We start from the raw sequence: 17,465 nt of genomic DNA, 5'->3' as shown, positions 1-17,465 counted from the left end.
GAAAGCAGCATTGCAGAAAATGAACAGGCCTGCGGCGCGCGCAACATCTTCGCGTCTCTGCTTGCTCGGCGTTCTCTGCGCGAAACAAAGCCCATCAAAACAGCTCCAGCTGCTCAGATTTGGGCGCCAGCAGGCTGCGCAGATCCGCCCGGTCCGTCAGCTGCGTGGGCCGCCAATCCAGCGCCACCAGAAACGGGCGCACTTTGGCGATCGACTGGGTAAGCTTTGCCACATCATCCAATCGCAATGTCCGGTGCCTACGCGCGCGCAAGATCCGCCCCACCGCAACCGTCCCCAGCCCCGGCACACGCAGCAATTGTTCTTTCGATGCGCGGTTCACATCCACCGGGAAATGCGCGCGGAATTTCAGCGCCCAGGCCAGTTTCGGATCGATATCGAGCGGCAAATTGCCATCTTTATCCGTCGCCTGGGCCACCTCGCCCGGCGCATAGCCATAAAACCGCATCAGCCAATCGGACTGGTACAATCGGTGCTCACGCATCAAAGGCGGACGTTTCAGCGGCAGCACGGCAGAGGCATCAGGGATCGGCGAAAACGCGCTGTAATACACCCGGCGCAGGCCAAAATTGCCATACAGCCCGGCCGCTCGCCCAACGATATCGGCATCATTGGCACCGTCCGCCCCCACAATCATCTGCGTCGATTGCCCGGCAGGGGCAAAGCGGGGCGCATGGCGAAAGCGTTTGCGTTCATCCCTCGCTTCAACAATCCGCGCCTTGGTCTGAGCAATCGCGCCTTCGATCTGGTTTTCATCCTTGTCAGGCGCGAGCCGGCTTAAACCCTGGCGCGTGGGCAGTTCCACATTGATCGACACCCTATCGGCAAACAGCCCCGCCTGCTGAACCAGTTCCGAGTCTGCCTCGGGAATGGTTTTGAGATGGATGTAACCGCGAAAATCATATTCCTCGCGCAGGATACGAGCCGCTTCGACCATTTGCTCCATCGTGTGATTGGAGCTTTTGATGATGCCCGATGAGAGAAACAGCCCCTCAATATAATTGCGCTTATAAAAATTGAGCGTGAGGTCCGCGATTTCCTGAGGGGTGAAACGCGCGCGGCGGACATTGGAGCTTTTGCGGTTGATGCAATAGTGGCAATCGAAAATGCAGTGATTGGTCAGCAGCACTTTGAGCAAAGAGATGCACCGTCCATCAGGCGCATAGGCATGGCAAATACCCATCCCCTCGGTCGAGCCAATACCTTTACCGCCAAGCGAGTTTTTCTTGGCCGTCCCCGAAGACGCGCACGACGCATCATACTTTGCCGCATCGGCAAGGATTTCAAGCTTTTGTCTGATCGTTTGCTGAGCCATGGAACCTCTATGTTCCTTTTATGTTCTCACGCAAAATTCTTCAACTGCAAAATTTGCACACGTGCGGGAACCAGCCGCAGCATGCATCGTTTTTGAGACACGGACCGGGCCCCTCTGGCGAGCAATCCTGCTCGTGATGTCGGACGTAAATCGCGGCACAAATCGCCGCTTTTGCAAAGGGGACCAGACAAGATGTTCCCTTGTAAGGGAGTATCCAAATGAAGAATTCAATTACCCTGTCATTCCTCACCGCAAGCGCCGTCGCTCTTGCAGCATGCGGCGCAAATGACGCCGCTGGCGCTGATGCCGACGGTGCAGAGGCTGCTGTCAGCCCAATCACCGCCGAAGAAGTTCAAGCGGCACAAGCAGCCTGGGGCGAAGGCATTGTGAAAATCGGCAAGGTTTACACCGATGAAGGTGACTACCGCCAAGCCGCCACCGATCACATCAACCAGTTTTACGCCTATGAAGACAGCGAAACAGTGCTGTTCAAACCCACTTTGGCAGCCGAAAACCAGTTCCGCGGCACATTTGATGGCGCATTGAGCTACTTTGTCGGCACCGAAGGCACAGAAGATAAAGGCTTTGCCCTTGCCCCCTACACCGCCGTGCGCTGGGACAATCAAGGCACCGTTATCGACAAGGACGGCGACAAAGCGGTTGCGATGGGCAATTATCACTTCACCGGGCCCGATGGCGCTGACACCAAGGTCGAATACACATTCGGCTATATGAAGGATGATGACGGCAATCTGAAAATCACCGTCCACCACAGCTCACTACCGTATAACCCCGGTTGATAGCCACGCATAACGAAAAGGCCGCCTTCTCAGTTGAGAGGGCGGCCTTTTTCTATGTCTGACAGTGTTTTCATAAGCCGCTTACAGCTTGCGGCTTTTGTCCTCAGCATCGGGCATCAAGCGGCCGCCCTGCGTTGCGCGCAAGTGATCAAGCACGCCTGCATGCATCTCCCCTTCAAAGGAGACGCCTGCATATTTGCCATCGACCCACGCAACCGTACCAAGCGGCGCGTTGACACTGCCCACTTTGAGTAGGATGCGATCACCAATTTCGGCGAAGCCTGCGCTGCCTTTCACTTTGCAGCCGCCTTCGGAGATATCGATCAGATCGACATAGATGACGCGCGATTGCACCCGGCTTTTAACCATCAGGCTAAGCGGGTGACGCTCGGCAGAACGGGGAATCGATTGCATATTCATAGCCGCCTGATTGCACAAATTGGTAAACGATCCTTAAGCGCTTGGATAAGAATTTTGTGCAGTGCCGCCAGCGCGCGCCTTCTGGAGGGTGCACCAGAACTCAAGGTCGGCGTCCGGTTATAGGCGAGTAATCGGGGCGGCGGTGTGGCTGTTATTGGGGGTGAAAGCGGACTATCTGTGAACGGATAAGGCTTGGTTGCGTATAAGCGCGGACTCCCAACCGGAAGTGAAATTTACTCGCCACACCCATCGTCACTGTTGCAATCAAGGGCAATGGCAGCGACGCCGATACCAGCGACGAGGAGGACGACACCTCCTGCTATGGCTGCGCCTCTAAGTGCTTTCTTGCCAGTTGAGCGTTCGCTTCGTTCGCCCTCGTTTTCCTGCTCCGAGTTACCATTTGCATAGAGTCGGAAATCACTTCTCAACATGCGACCATTGAGCAGGAAACGAGGCCTATCTTCGATAGTCCAAGACAGCATTGAGCGACGCACATTGCGGCGTTCTGGCCAGACCGTATTAGGATTGGAAAATCCGTTAGCGTTTCTTCGACGTAGTTGAGCGGTTTCAACCGTCAGATCAAACCGCGGGCTTCCTTGGGCGGTGTGCGCACCACCTCCGAATGGAATGGTTATTCCGACGGTTGCCCTAGTTTCGATATTTCCAATCTCGTTGACATTCCCAACCGGCTGGGCGCTGGCTGGAAGTGCCGCCAGGAAGAAGGCGCAGGCAATTGGAAATTTGGAGGTTTGAGTGTTCATTCTTTTTCGTTCCAATCTACACTGAACTTTCATTCACTTGCTGCGAGCGAACTCTTTCGACGTTAATCTTATTGGTGGGGTAGTGCAAATATCCGCAACTGGGTCGCAAGCCGACTGTCCGCTTTCACGCCCAGCCAAGGTCATCCCTAAGCCCCCAGCCCCTGCAAGTACCATTGAGGCTCTCCGCCGCGGCCATCGCCTGATTGTCCGTGGCGATAGATCCAGTATCGTTGCCCTTGCGCATCCTCAATCCGGTAATAATCGCGCAGGCGCGCTGTTGATTTTTCCCGCCACCATTCAGGCGCGATGCGTTCCGGTCCTTCCACTCGCACCACTTCATGCACAGCGCCGCGCCAGCGAAATCGCTGCGGGTAATCATCAGGCGATATATCCAGAACCGTGATCCGTTCGGGCCTGTCGAGCATTTTAAGCGGTCTGGCGCGCTGTTCATGGCTTTGCTCGCCGGTGTGGGGGCCAGTGTTCGGGATCGGGTCCAGGGGGGCTGCCACTTTTGTGATCGTTCGGGCAAATGGCTGGGATAAGCCACGGGCCGGCGCACCGCATCCGGGCCAAGCCGCGCTGTCAGCCGGTCAACAAACCCCGCCAGCGATGTGCCGCAGCGTTCGGCTTCTGCCTCGACATCTTTTTGGGCCATGGCCACAGGTTCTGACCAGCTCGCGCGCAATCGCACCGTCTCAATCCCGAAACCGGCATCAATATTATCAAGCTTTTCGGCAAACAGGCGCAGGATGTGATCGGGTTCGCGCGTGGCCGCTGCCAGTTCAAGGCTGCGCACAATCACTTCGCCATCAATCCGCCACAACCCCAACTCAAGCCGCCGCGCACCTTCGCCGCGCGCTTCCAGTTCGCGCGCCAGATCGCGCGCCAGATCGCCCAGCACTGTATCAAGCAAAGTGCGGTGACGGATCGGTTCCGCCAGACGGCGCTGCACCATCGGCAGGGTTTGCGCCGCAATCGGCAGCAGCGGTTCGGGCACGCGGCCCAGCAATTGGTCCAGCCTGATAAGCGGATTGGCTGATGGCGATTTGCGATTGCGAAACCGGCGGTGCAGCGCATCGCGCGCCTTTGCACGGTCATACGATGACGCGCCAGAAATGATCGCGGCAAGGTCTTCAAGCCGTTTCAGCCCTAACCGTTTGAGGACTGTCAGCACATCGTCATCCAGCCTGAGCGCGGCCACCGGAAGATCGCCCAAAGCGCGCATCATCGGTTGATCGGGCGCGATGATACGGGCGGAAGGCGGGCCGAAATGCGCCAGCGCCCAAGCCGCGCCAGCAGTGGGCGCAATGGCCGCTCTGGTGGTGAGTTTGCGCCGGGCAAAGACGGCCTCAACATCGGCCAGCACGCGCTCTTCCCCGCCAAACAGGTGAGCGGCAGCGGTGATATCGACCAGCACGCCATCAGGCGGGTCAAGCGCGCTCCACGGCCCCCAGCGCTGCGCCCAAACGCACAGCTTTTCCAGCAGAGCAAGATCGCCTGCCGGGTCTGCCGGAGCGGTCTGGATAGCAGGGCAAAGAGTGCGCGCATCGGCCAGCATCATGCCTGCGTGGACACCAGCGCGGCGGCCAGGCGCATTGACCGCCTCAACCCGCAAACCATGCGCGGTCTCGGCGATGAGAGCGGTTGGGGGGAGAGCTGTGGGGGGAGAGCTGTGGGGGGCGGCGCGGTGGGCTGGGGCGTGGTAGGCGCGCGCGCACTAGGAGCCGGACCAATAGGACCGTGCGTGGTTGGCGGCAGAGCGGTGGACTGGGGCGCGGTGGGGGACGGCGCGGTGGGGGACAGGCCAATAGGGCCGCGCGCGGTAGGCGGCGGCGCGGTGGGCGGTGCAGCGGTCGGGGGCGTGGTGGGAGAGCGCGCGGTCGAGGGCGGCGGCGTGGTGGGGGGCGGCGCAGCGGGGGCCGTATCCGCCCCCTCCCCCGCCTCACATCCGAGCGAAAGCTGCCAGCGATCGACCGACAGTTGCACGAACCAGATAGCGAGAATGCGGCGCGGCGCAGCCTGGCGTGAGTTCGCCGATATTGGGCCTGGGGATGTTGGATTTTGGCATGTTGGATTCGCGAATGTTGGATTCGCCAAAATCGGGATCGCGGGCAATAAGATGCCCGGTGGAAAAGTTGGTAAAACCGGGCTCTCCAGCATGTACTTCATCATCTTGTAAAATCCATTTTCCAGGCAAATACCCCCTCGCGCGAAACAATTCAGCCTGCCAGGCAGGCGGTCCGGGAGCGTGAAAATTCACCCCTCTGATCTGCGAAAAAGCCCTTGGACGGGGAGCGGAAGGCGCGCTGCAAACCCGCCAGCGCATCCGCGCCGAAGACAGGTCAGCCTCCGCATCCAGCCGCACCAGCCACAGCGGAACACCATGCTTCTGCGCTGTCAGGCTCAACCGGCGCGAAGCGGTGAAATCAAGCGCGCGCGGATTGCCGACAACTTCCCCCATCACGCAAGCAAGATCGCGGCATTTCAGCCCTTCCTCCAGCGCAAACAGAACATCTTTCACCGTCTCCGCTTCGACATGGATCACCCGGCTTTGCCAAGCGCGCGGGAACCCGTGGAGAAAGGGCCGGCCGCTGCGCTGGATTGCGCGCGCTTCCTGCACCCACAAGATTGGCCGGTGGTTTTCCGCCTCTGCCAGGGAGGCACCGCCTAGCTGCGGCTTGCGCAGGAAATCGCTCGCCAAACACAGCGCCGCCCCTACCCCGCTGGCATTGTTGGTGCCTGCGAAAACCTCATTATGCAGCGCCTGATCAGCCAGCCCCGGCTGCCAGCGCCCCTCCCGCTTTCGAGCAAGCGCAGTGGCATCTCTGGCAGAATAGCTAACAGGCAAACGCAGCGACAACCGCGCAGAAGCGCCCCTGCTTTTCGCGCGCAAGGGAACAGGAAACGGATGAAGCGCATCAGCGCCAAAGGAGCGTGCTGGTTGTGTCATAGGAACGGCTTGAAAGACTCACGAGAGTCCTATCTGTTCCCATTATGTTCCACACATGGCAAGCGATTGCAACGGGATTATCGCCCCCAATCGCCGCCAAAAATCAGCCGCCCAATATTTGCGGGAAAAGGCCTGTGACCAAAATGGTCCCCACCGCCAGCGGGCATAACCACGCGATCAGAAACCGCCACACATTCAACCAAAAGCCAGACAATCCCGTCTTTTCTTCGACCAATCTGCGATCCGCGCGCCAGCCTACAAAAATAGCCGTGAAGAACGCTCCCAAAGGCAGCATAACTTTGCCTGTAAAGCCATCGACCGTATCGAGAATATCCGTCTCTGCAAACAGCGGCCAGAAACCAAGCAAGCGCACATCTGCCCACACGTTGTAGCCGAGCAAACACGCAATACCGATCAAAAACGCTGCTCCGCCAAACACCAGAGAAGACTTAGTCCGGCTCCACCCCAGCTCGCCAATTCCCCAGGCAGTTGGGACTTCGAGCAGCGAAATCGAACTGGTCACCGCCGCAACCAAGATCAGCACAAAAAACAAAAATCCGATCAGCGCGCCAGCAGGCATCGTCTGGAACGCAAACGGCAATGTCTGGAACACCAAAGTCGGGCCCGCTGCTGGATCAAGACCAACGGCAAACACAATCGGGAAGATCATCATCCCCGCCAGCAAAGCCACGCCGGTATCAGCAAAAGCAATCGTCAAGGATGTAGGCCCAAGCCCGCCGGACCCTTTGATATAAGAACCATAGGTAATGAGCCCAGCAACCCCCAAAGACAGCGAGAACAAAGCCTGTCCTAGTGCCGTGTTCATCACTTGAGGGGTTAGTTTAGACCAGTCAGGCGTGAACAGAAACGCAACCGCATCGCCCATATTGCCTGCAAACGCACCGTAAATGGTGATGCACACCAGCAGCACAAAGAACATTGGCATAAGCACAGTAGCGGCGGTCTCAATCCCCGATCCAATACCGCGCGCAACGATAAAGAGCGTCACGCCCATAAAGACGAAATGCATCGACAAAAGCAGCACAGGGTTGGCAAACAAGTCGCCCATGCGGCCCTGAATAGCTTCCTGGCTTTGCCCCACCAACGCACCGCGAAGAGGATCTCCGGCGAAAAGAGCGCTGACAAAATCACCGCCCATCACACCTGCATAATAGAGCACCCACCCCGCAACCACTGAATAGAACGAGACGATGAGAAACGCTGCGATAACGCCCATCAAACCAAACAGCGACCATTTGCCAGACACGCCCGATTTTTCTGCAACCTTGCGGATAGAACTCACCGCGTCATCTTGACCGGTGCGGCCCAGAAAAATCTCTGAGATGACAAGCGGAAGACCAAGCAGAAACACGCAGGCGACATAAAACAGCACAAAAGCTCCGCCGCCATTTTCGCCGGCCAGTGTGGGAAACCGCCAAACATTCCCCAGCCCAACTGCTGCGCCCACAGCCGCCAAAATGAACGCACTGCGCGATGACCAGCCTTCGCGTGCTGGTGAACCGGATGCTGCTACCATGTTTGAAAAGTCCCTTGTAAAGCGCATCCCCGGCGCGCTGTCCCGTATCCTGCCTTCCTGCAAGAAAATTGCGCCCGCGCCAAGAGCCAATGCGATTGCGTTCCTGCGCCTTTCCTAAGCGCCCCCAGACACGACCTTTGCCTTTGCCGCAGCCCGCCGCTAAACGCTTCACCCATGTCGACCACATTCGAGCTCGATACGAGCACCAGCAGAGCCAACCCCACGCCCAAACCCATGCGCCGCCTGACTGTGCCGCGCATTCGGGCGCGCAAAAAGGATGGTGTGACCGAGCAGCCGCTGGTTATGCTCACCGCCTACACCGCGCGTCAGGCGCAATTGCTGGACGCCCATTGCGATCTGCTTTTGGTGGGGGATTCGCTGGGGCAAGTGATTTATGGCCTGCCCTCCACGATCCCTGTAACCCTTGAGATGATGGCCAATCATGGCGCTGCAGTTGTGCGCGGTTCGTATCATTCCGTCGTCGTGGTTGACATGCCATTTGGCTCTTACGAAAGCTCGCCCGAACAGGCATTTGAAAGCGCGGCATATCTGCTCAAGGAAACCGGCGCCGCTGCTGTCAAACTCGAAGGCGGCGAAGCGATGGCACCGACTGTCGACTTTCTCAATTCCAGAGGCATCCCGGTCATGGGTCACGTTGGCCTCACCCCGCAGGCAGTTAATGTGCTGGGCGGCTATGCAGCGCGTGGGCGATCTGACAGCGAAGCAGACAAGATTGTCAGCGATGCCATCGCGCTCGATCAGGCTGGCGCATTTGCGATCGTGATCGAAGGGGTTGTCGAACCCATCGCTATCACTGCAACCAAAGCGGTATCGTGCCCCACTATCGGCATTGGCGCGTCGGCCCAGTGCGATGGGCAGGTTCTGGTTACCGAAGACATGCTTGGCATGTTTGAGCGTGTCCCCCGGTTCGTGAAACGTTATGAGGACATTGCAGGCGTGATCGACAAAACCGTGGCAAGCTACGCGGCAGAAGTGCGCGAACGGTCTTTCCCCGGTGAAGATCAGACTTATCAACCCAAAGACTGACCCTTTCAAATTCTCTCCAAAAGAAAGCTGATTTGCTGATGCAAGTGCTGATGCGATACTACTTCACTTCGCTGCTGTTTACCGCAGCCTGCTTGGGACTGGCCGCATGGTATGGCTGGGCCAGCACAGGCACAATAACGGGCACATTATCGCTGCTATGGATCGTGATTGTGCTTTCCATTCTCGAAGTGTCGCTCAGTTTCGACAACGCTGTCGTCAACGCGACCGTGCTGCGTGATATGGACCCGGTTTGGCAACAGCGGTTCCTCACCATCGGCATACTGATCGCGGTGTTCGGGATGCGCATTGTTTTTCCCATCGCGATTGTATCCATCGCTGCGAATATCGGCCCTATACAAGCTATCGAACTGTCGCTGGGCAACCCCGAGGAATATGAGCGCCTCGTCGCCAGCGCACATATCGGCATTGCAGGATTTGGCGGAGCATTCCTCGCCATGGTCGGGCTGACCTTCTTCTTTGAAGAGGACAAGGACGTTCACTGGATCGCGTCAATCGAACGCGCGATCAGCAAATTTTCCACCGTCCCTGCCATTGAGATCGGTCTTGTCTTGGCGCTACTTTACGGAGTGTCGACCCTTTTGACCGCTGACGATGCTCTGACATTCCTCACTGCGGGGTTGCTTGGCCTTGTCACTTACATCGGCGTCAATGCGCTGGGCGCGCTTATCGAACAGCGCGAGGCTCGCAAGAAAGCCGCCGGCGAGATTGTGCGTTCAGGTCTTGGCGGATTTCTCTATCTAGAAGTGCTTGATGCAAGCTTCAGCTTTGACGGGGTCGTCGGTGCCTTTGCGCTATCGAACAATATGATCGTGATCGCGCTCGGGCTGTCTGTGGGCGCGATGTTCGTGCGTTCAATGACAGTGCACCTGGTGAGAACCGGGACTTTGGCGCAATATCGTTATCTGGAACATGGGGCGTTTTGGGCGATCATCGCGCTTGGCATCATCATGCTGGTGTCAGCACGTTATCACATTCCCGAAACGATCACTGGCCTGTTGGGCGCGACTTTGATCGGGGTCTCGCTGTGGTGGTCGATCCGCTACAACAAACGCCATCCCGAAGAGGCAGAGGGCACGATCTGACCCTTCAGGCGGCTTGCTGCCTAAAATGCGCGGCGAGCGGAGCTGCAAACACCAATTGCAGCAGGTGATACAGCAGCAAGGGCGCGATCACAAAACCGGCAAGCTCGGGCGGAAACATGATGGCAGCAAGGGGCGCTCCAATTGCTACGCTCTTTTGCGCTCCTGCAAAAAGGAAGGCGATCCGATCAGCGCGCGGATAATTCAGCATCCCGCTCACCGCCCAGCATAGTGCATTGGCTGCCAGCATAAACACGGTTGAAATTGCGACCAGCAGCAACGCGCTCATCGGCGTGAACATGGTCGCGAGACCTTGCTCAATCGCGCTCGAAAAGGCGGCGTAGACAAGGATCGCAATCACACTGCGGTCAAGCCATGCGATATTGGTCTTGCGAGCGGTCACCCAGTTGTACGTCCATCCCTGCACCAACTGCCCTATGACAAATGGCAGCAGCAGGATCAGACCAATCCGCTGGATTACCTCATTGCCTAGCGCGCTTGCTTCCCCTCCGCCGAGCAATGCGAAAAGCGGTGCGGTGACAAATAAACCTGCGATATTGATAAGCGCCGCGCCAACCACGGATAAAGCAATATTGCCGCCTGCCAGCGTCGTGTAACTGGTGGCTGACTGAATAGTGGACGGCAGACATCCAAGGAACAGAAACCCCAGCGCAATCCTGGGGTCGAGATACAAGACTGCAAATTTTGAGAGGCCCAGCCCCGCAAACGCCATTGCGCCAAACACCCATGCCATCAAAGGCGCGAAGAAACGCCAATTTGCAAAACCCGCCAGGATTTCAGAGCGCTTGATCCGCATCCCGTTCACCAAGAACAGGACGAACACCCCGCTATTGGCGACCCACTGCGCACTCTCGCGTTGCTCGCCGATGGCAGGCCAAATATTGGCAAGCACAATCGCTGCCAGCAGCATGACAATCATGGGATCTGAAAATTTGGAAAGCAGGCCTCGCATCAGGCCAAGTTCCTTGCAGCGCGTTTATGATTTTGTCGAGCCAGCCCGGGCTAATTGCGGACCAGCTTGGATGGACGCACAGCTTGCAGCAAAGCTTCGTATCGGGCCATAGCATCATCGTCACCCATCGCGCGCGCCGCATCAATCCGCATCGTCAGCACGCTGTGGCCCTGACCCGCACCAAGCGCAATCGCATAATCAGCAAGCAGCGCACAGCGCTCCCATTCTTCTTTCGCGAATGCGCTGCGCAGCACCGCGACTACCGCATCAGCATTACGCGGATCGCCCAAGGCATAGCGCGATAGTAGATTGTCCGCCGCTCGGTCTTCGCCGGCGCTGCGCAAAGCTGCGACAATCTTGCGGGCCATAGGCCATGGACGGCGCACTCGCGCGCTTTCGCTGTAATTGTCTAGGGCGCGCGCGGCATTGCCCTGAGCCAGAGCCGCATCCCCTGCAAGTGCAAGAATATCAGCCGACTGATCAAATCGCTGCTTTAATTGCGCCGCCTGCGTACCCGCCGCCGCAATCTCGCCGGACGCTATGGCCATGCGGATTGGTTTGGTAGGCGCTGGCAGGTTTCCACCAAGCACCGCTTCACTGGACAGCACGCCCCAGCCTGATTTTTGATCCCGATATGCTTTGGCGATCAAAGGCGCTGCAGCTGCGCGGTTTCCCAGCCTCTCATGCGCGCGGCCCACCAACATGGTGAGATAAGCAGAGGCATCGGGCTGCTCGATCGCTGGGGTCAGTTCTTCGATCAGCTTTTCATCCCGGCCCGCTTGCCACAAAGCCCGCGCATACAGTTCACGCACTCGGCTGTTGGCCGGCTGACGTTTGGCAAGCTGAGCAAGAGTTTCGGTCGCAGTATCGGCATTGCCCTGCTCCATATCGATAACGGCGCCCAGCAGCATAGCAGCCGGGATGCCAATCTCCCGCCATTCGCTGCGTTCCAGCAGGCTCTGCGCCATCACAGGCTCGCCAGCGCGCGCGGCCAGGACCGCCTGAAGATAGAGTGCCTGATCGTTTTCTGGTTCAATTTCGGCAAGCTGCCGCACCACTTTCAGCATTTGCTGGTTCTGACCAAGATCGCCTAAAGTGGCAGCGTATTCCCCCACTGCTTCAGCATTTGTTGGGTCCGCTTCAACCGCCGCTTCAAACCAAATCAGGCTTTCATACAGGCCATTGGCATCGCGGACCAATTGCCCGCGCATCAAAAGTGCAGGAGCATATCCCGGCCCCAGCTCAAGCGCCCGGTCAGCCGCCGCAATCGCGCTAAGATGTTCCCCGCCGCGAAAGCGCAGCCGGGCGATTGCCACCCAGACCGCGGGGTTTTCAGGATTTCCAGCGCGCGCATCATCCAGCAAACGACCCGCTTCTGCCAGATTGCCATCACGCATTTCAGTTTCAGCCGTGCGGATGGTCAGCGCGACCTCGCTGTCATCAGCCTGCTGCGCTGCGGCGGGCGGGACCAGTTCGGCCTCGTCAAACGAGCACGCAGCTAAGCCCGCGGCCAACAATACAGCGGCGATGACGCCAGACGGCAAAGAGACAGATTTACGCACTAAGGTCATATTGCTTGAGCAGATCATACAATGTCGGACGGCTGATCCCCAGCAGTTTTGCAGTGCTGGAAATGTTGCCCTCACTTCGGGCCAAAGCATGGCGGATAACGCGCCTGTCCGCCTGTTCGCGCGCAGCTTTCAGGTTGAGCACTTCGCTGTCTTCTTCATCGTCTCCGCCGAAATCCAGATCCTCTGCATGAACCAGTTTGCCTTCTGCCATAATGACCGCGCGCTTAACCCGGTTTTCCAGTTCGCGAACATTGCCTGGCCATTCATGCGCGTCAATCGCGCTAAGAGCATCGGTGGCAAAGCCTGTGACCGACGGGTTCATTTCCTTTGCAAACCGTTTGAGGAACGCTTTCGCGAGCAAGACGGCATCGCCATAGCGTTCCGCAAGGCCGGGAATGCGCACGACGATTTCCGCGAGGCGGTAGAACAGATCCTCGCGAAAGGTGCCCTCACTGATCATTGTTTCAACGTCTTGGTGGGTAGCGCAAACGATGCGCGTGTCCACCGCGATGGTTTTGCGCCCGCCGATCCGCTCAATCGTGCGTTCCTGCAAAAACCTCAGCAATTTCACCTGCAAAGGCAGCGGAATATCCCCTACCTCATCAAGGAATAACGTGCCGCCGTTCGCGCTTTCAATCTTGCCTTCGGTGGTTTTGACAGCCCCTGTAAAAGCGCCCTTTTCATGGCCGAACAATTCGCTTTCGAGCAAGTTTTCCGGGATCGCAGCGCAATTGATTGCAACAAACGGTCCATCCGCGCGGTCGCTGACATCATGCAAGCCTTGGGCCAGTAATTCTTTGCCCGTACCGCTTGCGCCAAGCAGCATGACTGACACGCTCGTCTTCGAAACCCGCTCGATCGTTCGGGCGACTTTCATCATTTCAGGCGCGCCCGTAATCAAGCGGCCCAAGACCGTGTTGTCTTCTGCTGCGTGATTGACGAGGCGGCGGTTTTCTTCTTCGATCTGGTGCAGATTGAATGCACGCCGCACAATCAGGCCCAGCGCGTCAATATCAACAGGCTTCTGGTAGAAATCATACGCGCCCCGCTCAATCGCCTGCAACGCGCTTTCGCGTGCGCCATGGCCGCTCGCGACGATGACTTTGGTGTCAGGCTTTAATTCCATCACCGCATCCAGCACCGCAAAGCCTTCGGTTGTGCCATCCGGGTCAGGCGGAAGCCCAAGATCGAGCGTCATGACCGCCGGCGTTTCGCTGCGCAGGGCGTTGATCGCGCTCTCGCGGTCGCCAGCTATGACAACTTCGAAATCGTCATAGGCCCATTTCAGCTGTGCCTGGAGACCTTCATCATCCTCCACCACCAGCAAAGTGGGTTTCTTATTGGTCATTATGCAACCTCATTGGAATGTGGGGGTATTGGGTTTGGATTTGTAACGGGCGACTGCATTTGCTCTTCAGCTTGCAAAAGCCCAGCCGTCTCTGCGAGAGGCAGCGAAATGGTGAAGCGTGTGCCCAATCCTTCGCGCGATTCCACCGCGACCCGGCCGCCCATCGCTTTGATCATTTCGCGCGCTTCAAACGCGCCAATGCCGAACCCGCCCTGTTTGGATGAAACGAACGGCTTGAACAGACCTGAGCGAACGAATTCAGGTGTCATTCCCGATCCTGTATCGACGACATCGAGCAGCCCCGACAAACCCTCTTGCCGCACGTTGATCGCAACAGGTGCGCCAGCCTCACTCGCATCAACCGCGTTTTGCACAAGGTGGATGAGCGCTTGTTCCAATGCTTCAGGATCGGCAAGCACCAGAACTTCTGCGCTTCTGTTGACTGTGACGGGATGCCCTTGCTCAAATCGCCCCCGCAGAATGCGCGCGATTTTAACGAGATCCGTTCTCACTGGGGCTTTCGCCTGCCCCGAACCGTAACGTCCCAAACGCGCCAGCAGCGCTGTCAGTTTATCGGATGAATTGCGCAAGGTAACCAGCATGTCCTTGCGAAAGGCGGGGTTGTCAGCGTGCTTTTGCGCATTGGTGGCAAGCAGCGACATCTGACTTGCGAGGTTCTTGATGTCGTGCATTACAAAAGCCATGCGGCGGTTAAATTCATCAAAACGGCTCGCATCCATCAGCGCTTGCTGTCCCGTCTGCTCTGCCAGATAGCTGGCAAGCTGTTGGCCAGCGACCCGCAAAAGATCAAAGTCTTCCCAATCAAGACGCCGCTCAATCCGAGGCCGCGCAAGAACAATAGCGCCAACCAATCGGTCAAAGTGAATTAGCGGGACGAGCGCCCACGCATCATTGGCCTGCGTCAGCCACGTGGGAACATGCGCAAGCTCTCCATGCCGATCAATCCCGCTGCGCGTCTCGTCCAGATCAAGAATGTGGCTGTGACGCTCCAATAAGGTGGACAGGTCATGTGGGCCAGCATTGGCCGGCACCTCGATGGTTGCCCAGTTCCACCGCGCCGTCAGCTCCAGCTCGGCCTCTTCATTGGGCGTTAGAAGCAGCCCGGCGGGGCTCTCTGTAATGTCCGCAATCGCTTTGACTGAGCGTTCGTGAAAACTCGGTCCATTGCTAGCGCTGCGCCCCATAGTGTGAGTAAAGCGCAGCCATTCCTCACGGTAATCATAGCGGTGCTGGAACAGATGTTTGGTCGCAGTAACGCGCAGCCACGCGCGCAGTTTTGGCGAGGGAAGCCAAACAATCGCAAAGAGCACGGCCAGCACGATGAAAACAATCTGACTGGCGCGCGCAATATCGCCGCCCAGAAAGGCTAGCGAGCGCGTTATCATTACCATCGCAAGCAGATAACTGCCAATCACCAGCAGCGATAAGGTCTGGAAGGTCACCGCGCGCGAGGGGTTGAAATTGCGGCTCGCGCTTTTCGCGCTGGAACCGAATGCCAAAGCCAGTGTAAGGACACCGCTGACAACCGTCCTCAGCGCACCAAGCAATGCAGGCTGTTCGCCCACCAGATAGGCCAGTGTGTAAAGGTTGAGGTCAAATGCAAAGATGCCCGCCAGCCCAATAGCGCTCCAGCGCAAAACACGGCGCGACCCGGCTGCTGCGCCGACATACAGATTGTGCAGCAACACCAACGCGCCAATTGCCACCAGCATCGAAAGCAATGTGCCCGCTTCGAATACCAACGCGGAAATCTCTCGCACGCCGGTCATGCGCTGATCGATAATGACCAGAACGGGCTGGAACAGCTGCACCAGCGCAAGCGAGATCAGGACGGGGCGCGTCGGCTTCAGACTTTCATCGCGCCCGTCGACCGAAAACAGACGAAAAATCACGGCGATCATGGCGAGGTTGCGGCAGGTTTCCGCCAGCATTGTGGCCGGTTCACCAAAACCCAGGGATGCGCCCAAAACGCACCACAAAGCCGTCATAAAAGCCACTGCCATTGCCGCAGCGCGGTCAACCCGTTTGCGATCTCCGAACCGCACAATCCACAAGGCGGCAGCACCACTGAAGACGGCGCCCGCTATTGCGCAGGCCGTCGCCAAATCCAAAGGAATGCCGAACGCGCCAGTCATCACCGCGCGCCCTCAGGCCACAGGATAACGCGCACGGTTTGCAGCAGAATTACAAAATCCAGAAACGGGGTGTAATTCTTTGCGTAATACAGATCATATTCGAGCTTTTTGCGGCTGTCTTCGATTGACGCGCCATACGGGTAATTGATTTGCGCCCACCCCGTAATGCCCGGCTTTACCATATGCCGCTCGCTGTAGAACGGGATGTCTTTTTCCAGATCGTTGACGAACTGCGGAACTTCGGGACGCGGCCCGACAAAGCTCATATTGCCTTGCAACACGCTCCAAGTTTGGGGCAATTCATCAATTCTGACTTTTCGAATAAAGCTGCCGATGCGCGTGACGCGCGGATCGTCTTTCTCTGCCCATTTCGCCCCGTCTTTTTCGGCATCGGTGCGCATGGAGCGCAATTTGATCAGCTCAAACGTCTCACCAAACAGTCCAACGCGCTGCTGACGGAAAAATGCAGGGCCTTTGCTGTCCAGTTTTACCAGAATGGCGAAAATCAGGATCAGCGGGAAAGTGAGCGCCAAAAGCAAGCAACTGGCCACTATGTCGAACAATCTTTTGGCAGCGCTGGAGAACATACGGCCTGACGAAAACCCATCGGAGAAAATCAACCAACTCGGATTAACCGTTTCAAGATCAACACGCCCCGTTTCGCGCTCAATAAAGCTAGAGAAATCATTGATGTGAACGCCCTTGGTCTTGAGCCGTAGCAAGTCTCTTAAAGGCAGAGCCTTGCGCCGCTCCTGCATGGCGAGAACAACTTCGCTAACGCCCAAATTTTCAACAAATTGCGCCAAATCATGCACGGCTTCGCGCGGGATCGCTTCAGAAACACCTTTTTCGCTTTCGCTCATCGCGATGAACGACACGGTCGTAAATCCGCTCTCCGGTCTTTCGCTAAGCTTGCGCAAGCGTTCCGCCCGGTCACCTGCACCCAAAACCATCACGCGTCGCTTGAACGCAGTTGAGCCGAGGAAACTGGTCAACAACAAGCGATCCACCACCAGGACTAACGTGGAAAAGCCCATCGAATACAGCAATGTGGATCGCCAGAACGTGCTTTCCGGCAGGAGAAAATCAATAAATGCAAGCGCGATGATACCGAGGCTGATCGCCACCAAGAGCCGCGCGCCTGCAAACCGCAAAGAGCGAAGCGCGATCGGCCCATAAACTCCCACTGCAATCATCGCGAGCCACACCACCACAGCTGAACCGATAATCGGAACCCAACGCTGGGTCAGTGGCCCGACTTCCATCTCAATCTGATAGGCTCGCAAATGCCACGCCGCTTCGCTTGCGAAGATCAGCAGGACAAGATCCAGCAGGCCGAGAAGCAGCACAGCATGAGGAATATAGTGTTTGAACAGTCTGATCATTGGTCTGGTGCGACGCTCACGAGGTTTGTTATTAGCGTGCCTAATAGGCGGCACTGTTTAAGTGTCGGTAAACTTTACACCCTT

At 57.5% G+C, this 17,465-nt stretch carries 14 protein-coding genes; 3 read left to right on the top strand and 11 right to left on the bottom strand.

Features of this window, described 5'->3' with window-relative positions; genetic code table 11:
• Window positions 1-94 precede the first annotated feature (94 nt).
• On the bottom strand, window positions 95-1,333 hold the full coding sequence (locus AC0V6W_RS15015; RefSeq protein ID WP_486151321.1) for a putative DNA modification/repair radical SAM protein: 1,239 nt from the start codon (window positions 1,331-1,333) through the stop codon (window positions 95-97).
• A 218-nt stretch (window positions 1,334-1,551) separates the two neighbouring features.
• Here AC0V6W_RS15015 and AC0V6W_RS15010 point away from each other — a divergent pair, with 218 nt between their 5' ends.
• Window positions 1,552-2,133, top strand: coding sequence for a phosphoribosyl-AMP cyclohydrolase (locus tag AC0V6W_RS15010; protein WP_486151320.1), 582 nt, complete (start codon window positions 1,552-1,554; stop codon window positions 2,131-2,133).
• 81 nt (window positions 2,134-2,214) lie between these two features.
• On the opposite strand, the gene AC0V6W_RS15005 is transcribed toward AC0V6W_RS15010, so the two are convergent.
• From AC0V6W_RS15005 to AC0V6W_RS14985, 5 genes are all read right to left on the bottom strand, one after another.
• The gene (locus AC0V6W_RS15005; protein WP_486151318.1) at window positions 2,215-2,547 is read right to left on the bottom strand and encodes a PilZ domain-containing protein; all 333 of its coding nucleotides are present in this window, start codon (window positions 2,545-2,547) and stop codon (window positions 2,215-2,217) included.
• Between the two features lie 239 nt (window positions 2,548-2,786).
• Window positions 2,787-3,314, bottom strand: a complete 528-nt coding sequence (locus tag AC0V6W_RS15000) for a hypothetical protein (protein ID WP_486151316.1) — start codon at window positions 3,312-3,314, stop codon at window positions 2,787-2,789.
• A 124-nt stretch (window positions 3,315-3,438) separates the two neighbouring features.
• Window positions 3,439-4,875 (bottom strand): Y-family DNA polymerase, encoded by a 1,437-nt coding sequence (locus AC0V6W_RS14995; protein WP_486151314.1) that lies wholly within the window; start codon window positions 4,873-4,875, stop codon window positions 3,439-3,441.
• A gap of 381 nt (window positions 4,876-5,256) precedes the next feature.
• Entirely contained in the window at window positions 5,257-6,264 is a 1,008-nt protein-coding gene (locus AC0V6W_RS14990) for an ImuA family protein (RefSeq protein ID WP_486151312.1), read from the bottom strand.
• A gap of 103 nt (window positions 6,265-6,367) precedes the next feature.
• Window positions 6,368-7,801, bottom strand: coding sequence for a sodium-dependent transporter (locus AC0V6W_RS14985; RefSeq protein WP_486151310.1), 1,434 nt, complete (start codon window positions 7,799-7,801; stop codon window positions 6,368-6,370).
• A gap of 174 nt (window positions 7,802-7,975) precedes the next feature.
• Here AC0V6W_RS14985 and panB point away from each other — a divergent pair, with 174 nt between their 5' ends.
• Window positions 7,976-8,848 carry a 3-methyl-2-oxobutanoate hydroxymethyltransferase gene (gene panB, locus AC0V6W_RS14980; protein ID WP_486151308.1) on the top strand — a complete coding sequence of 291 codons (873 nt, stop codon included), beginning with the start codon at window positions 7,976-7,978 and terminating at the stop codon, window positions 8,846-8,848.
• Between the two features lie 38 nt (window positions 8,849-8,886).
• Complete coding sequence (locus AC0V6W_RS14975) at window positions 8,887-9,951, top strand: DUF475 domain-containing protein (protein ID WP_486151306.1); 1,065 nt, start codon at window positions 8,887-8,889, stop codon at window positions 9,949-9,951.
• 4 nt (window positions 9,952-9,955) lie between these two features.
• Here AC0V6W_RS14975 and AC0V6W_RS14970 read toward each other — a convergent pair whose 3' ends face one another.
• The 5 genes from AC0V6W_RS14970 to AC0V6W_RS14950 are packed head-to-tail and all read right to left on the bottom strand — an operon-like array spanning window position 9,956 to window position 17,381.
• Window positions 9,956-10,921, bottom strand: a complete 966-nt coding sequence (locus AC0V6W_RS14970; protein ID WP_486151304.1) for a bile acid:sodium symporter family protein — start codon at window positions 10,919-10,921, stop codon at window positions 9,956-9,958.
• A 50-nt stretch (window positions 10,922-10,971) separates the two neighbouring features.
• Window positions 10,972-12,492: a tetratricopeptide repeat protein gene (locus AC0V6W_RS14965; protein ID WP_486151302.1), complete on the bottom strand. Its 1,521-nt coding sequence runs from the start codon at window positions 12,490-12,492 to the stop codon at window positions 10,972-10,974.
• Window positions 12,476-13,840 carry a PEP-CTERM-box response regulator transcription factor gene (gene prsR / locus AC0V6W_RS14960; RefSeq protein ID WP_486151300.1) on the bottom strand — a complete coding sequence of 455 codons (1,365 nt, stop codon included), beginning with the start codon at window positions 13,838-13,840 and terminating at the stop codon, window positions 12,476-12,478. The genes AC0V6W_RS14965 and prsR overlap by 17 nt, the downstream gene beginning before the upstream one ends.
• Entirely contained in the window at window positions 13,840-15,996 is a 2,157-nt protein-coding gene (gene prsK, locus AC0V6W_RS14955; protein ID WP_486151298.1) for an XrtA/PEP-CTERM system histidine kinase PrsK, read from the bottom strand. Before prsK ends, prsR begins: the two co-directional genes overlap by 1 nt.
• Window positions 15,996-17,381 carry a TIGR03013 family XrtA/PEP-CTERM system glycosyltransferase gene (locus AC0V6W_RS14950; RefSeq protein WP_486151296.1) on the bottom strand — a complete coding sequence of 462 codons (1,386 nt, stop codon included), beginning with the start codon at window positions 17,379-17,381 and terminating at the stop codon, window positions 15,996-15,998. The genes prsK and AC0V6W_RS14950 overlap by 1 nt, the downstream gene beginning before the upstream one ends.
• Between the last annotated feature and the right edge of the window lie 84 nt (window positions 17,382-17,465).

The sequence above is a fragment of the Erythrobacter sp. JB1-7 genome, from assembly GCF_057365015.1.
Note: the sequence above shows the minus strand (reverse complement) of the source record. Positions and strands in the feature narration are given on the sequence as shown.